We start from the raw sequence: 3,153 nt of genomic DNA, 5'->3' as shown, positions 1-3,153 counted from the left end.
CCACCGGTCCGGTCGACCTCACTGTCTCTGCGCTCCTACATTGCGTTCGTCTACGTCGTGCGTCGTGCGATGCGGGCTTCCGCCGCAATTTCTTCCACGTCCAAGCCATTCAACACTGCCCGCAGAGCTTCGTCCTCCAACTCCCCCGAGTCGCGGGCCGCGATGAGTGCCGCTCGCTGCGCGACCAGGACGTTGTGCCGCAGCGAATCGAACAACGCTCCTGCCGCCGCGATCCGCTTCTCGCGATCCTCGGTCTCGTCGGCATCCAATCGAGCGCGCACCGAGCGTCGGACGCGCTCGATCACCTCCGCGACACGTTCGCTGTCCACTCCTGCAATTCCGTCCTTCGCAGCGCGCTGGAGATAGTCCTCCGCCGCGGTACGGGCGATGGCCTGCGAGAGCAGCCGCTGATTGTCGTTGCGCTGTTGCTCGAGTGGATCTGCGACGTCGAGTCGGCGGATCAGCAGCGGAAGCGTCAGCCCCTGCAGCAGCAACGTCCCGACCGCGACGACGAAGGCCACGGCCTGAATCACTGCGCGGCCGGGGAATTCGTCGCCGAGCACGGTGGTCAGCGGCACACCGGCCGCCGCAGCGAGCGTGACCACCCCACGCATGCCCGCCCACGAGAGCACGAGGTTCTGCTGCCACGTCAATCCGGCTTCGCTGGGCGCAGATCGCCGAAACAGCTTGCGAAGCAGTATGTTTCGACCGGAGTTTGCGAAGATCCATGCTGGACGCACCGCTATGACCGCCAGGAGCACCAGCAGCGCATAGGCGAACACGTGGTGGACCGGCAACCCCTCACGCTGGACCTCTTCGATGACGAACTTCAGCTGTAAACCCATGTAGGCGAACACGAATGCTTCGAGCAGAAGATCCAGCGTGGGCCACACCTGCCGTTCCTGGACCCTCGTGGAGACCGAGACGTCGGCAGTGACGCGGCCCAGAACGAAGCCTGCCGTGACGACAGCGAGCACACCGGAGGCATGAATTTCCTCGGCCGCCAGATAGGCCGCGAACGGTAGGACGAGTCCGAGCACAGTCTCGAGCGCCGAGTCGGCGATCCGGTTTCGCACGAAACGAACGATGCGCGAGAGGACGAATCCGACCAGAACACCGCCGACGATCTCGTACAGGAAGAACAGCACCGGTGAGCCCAGTTCGATTCGACTGCCCGTCACCGACGCGACGGCCAGGGTGAACAGAGTCAACGCGGCCGCGTCGTTCACCAAGGACTCGCCGGTGAGGATCGCCATCATTCGCGCGGGCAGGCCGAGTTTGCGGCCGACGGCGACGGCGGACACCGCGTCGGGCGGGGCGACGACGGCACCGAGGACCAGAGCCGCACCCAAGGTCAGCTCCGGAATCAGCAGATTGGCGAACCAGCCGACGGCCACCGTCGTCACGATCACCATGACCAGTCCGAGCCGAAGGATCTGACCGAGATTTCGCCGGAAGGTGACGAACGAGAAATCCAGCGCGGCGGAGTACAGCAGCGGCGGAAGCACCACGCCGAGGATCAGCTGAGGCGACAGGCTGACGTGCGGGACCCCGGGAACGAACGAGGCAATGGATCCGACGGTGACCAGGACAAGCGGGACCTGCAGATCGATACGCCTGGCGAAACCGGCGACTGCGATCGCGAAGATGACTACGAGAAGAAGAATCGGTCCGTCCACCCCGACGATTGTGCCGTCAGCCGCACCCCGGGGTACGACCGACGGCCACGATCACCGATGCGGAAGACCGAAAGGTCCTACTTGTCCGGAATCGCCTTCTTGACTGCGTCCTGAACCTTGTCGACCTTGTCGGAGTACTTCCCGCCGGTCTTGTTGTCGATGAAGTCCCCAGCCTTCTCCACGACGTCGTCGATCTTGTCCGAGTTCTCGGCCGCAAGGTCCTTGCCCTTGTCGACCATGCCCTTCAAATTGTCTGCGAAGCCCATGAAACTCTCCTGCCGGTCGGGTGCAACGGAACACCCGGAAGCCTACGTTTCGTTCTGCCGATTGCGTAGTACCGATCCGAATCGATGAGCCACCTCGACGAGCGCGATACCGATGCCGCCGATGATCAACGCACTGGTGGTGGCTCCGACGTTCGACGGATCGAGCTTGAAGAAGGTGCGGCAGAACGGGATTGCGAACAGCAGCAGATAGCCACCGACCGACCCACCGAGCAGCAGGATCTTCCACCAGTTGTAGGGCCGCGCGACGACGGCCAACACCCACAGCGCGATCATGATCAACGTGATCAGCGCGGTGGTACTGGCCTGCGTCACCTGGGTCTCGCTGGCGTTGGGGCCCGCGTAGACCAGCAGGTAGGAGACGAACGTGCACGAGCCGACGATCAATCCGGACGGGACGGCCAGCCGCATCACCCGCGAGACGAATCCGCTGCGCGCCCGCTCGTTGTTGGGCGCGAGCGAGAGAACGAACGCCGGGATGCCGATGGTGAACCATGCCGCGATCGTCACGTGCCGGGGCAGGAACGGATACGGAATCGGCTCGAAGTGGAAGATCTGCGAGAGCACACCCGAGAGCCCGATCAGAAACGCCAGCAACACCGAGTACACGGTCTTGGTGAGGAACAGATTGGAGACACGCTCGATGTTGCCGATGACGCGTCGCCCCTCCCCCACGACGTAGGGCAACGTGGCGAACTTGTTGTCCAACAACACGATCTGCGCGACGGCTCGGGTGGCCGCACTCCCCGAACCCATCGAGACGCCGATATCGGCGTCCTTGAGTGCGAGCACGTCGTTGACGCCGTCGCCGGTCATCGCGACCGTATGGCCGCGAGATTGCAACGCGCCCACCATCGCCCGCTTCTGATCGGGCCGGACCCGACCGAACGTGGTGGAGGACGCCACGGCGTCGGCCAGCTTGTCGGAGTCCTCGGGCAGATCACGCGCATCGATCGGGGCGTCGCCGCCCGGCAGGCCGAGCGAACCCGCGACCGCACCGACCGAGACGGCATTGTCGCCGGAGATGACCTTGACCTCGACGTGCTGGCTTGCGAAGTACTCCAACGTGTCTCGGGCATCCTCGCGCACCTTCTGCTCGAGAATCACCAGCGCACGCGGTGTCACCACACCGGGTGCCTCGTCGTCGTCGACCGAGCGGTCCGAGCTGGCGAGCAACAACACCCGGAGTC

At 64.4% G+C, this 3,153-nt stretch carries 3 protein-coding genes; all 3 read right to left on the bottom strand.

Annotation, left to right across the window (positions count from 1 at the left end):
• Positions 1-50 precede the first annotated feature (50 nt).
• Complete coding sequence (locus A2J02_RS15890; protein ID WP_068051118.1) at positions 51-1,679, bottom strand: Na+/H+ antiporter; 1,629 nt, start codon at positions 1,677-1,679, stop codon at positions 51-53.
• A gap of 77 nt (positions 1,680-1,756) precedes the next feature.
• Positions 1,757-1,945 carry an antitoxin gene (locus A2J02_RS15885; protein WP_068051116.1) on the bottom strand — a complete coding sequence of 63 codons (189 nt, stop codon included), beginning with the start codon at positions 1,943-1,945 and terminating at the stop codon, positions 1,757-1,759.
• Positions 1,946-1,987: 42 nt separating this feature from the next.
• A partial coding sequence (locus A2J02_RS15880; protein WP_156516241.1) for an HAD-IC family P-type ATPase occupies positions 1,988-3,153 on the bottom strand: 1,166 nt, incomplete at its 5' end.

The organism is Rhodococcus sp. EPR-147 (assembly GCF_001647185.1).
Taxonomy (GTDB): Bacteria; Actinomycetota; Actinomycetes; order Mycobacteriales; family Mycobacteriaceae; genus Rhodococcoides.
The sequence above is the reverse complement of the archived record's forward strand: the minus strand, read 5'-3'. Positions and strand labels throughout refer to the sequence as shown.

Coding starts and splice junctions, on each gene's coding strand:
- A2J02_RS15885 (WP_068051116.1), bottom strand. CDS start 1,945: ATGGGCTTCGCAGACAATTTGAAGGGCATGGTCGACAAGGGCAAGGAC.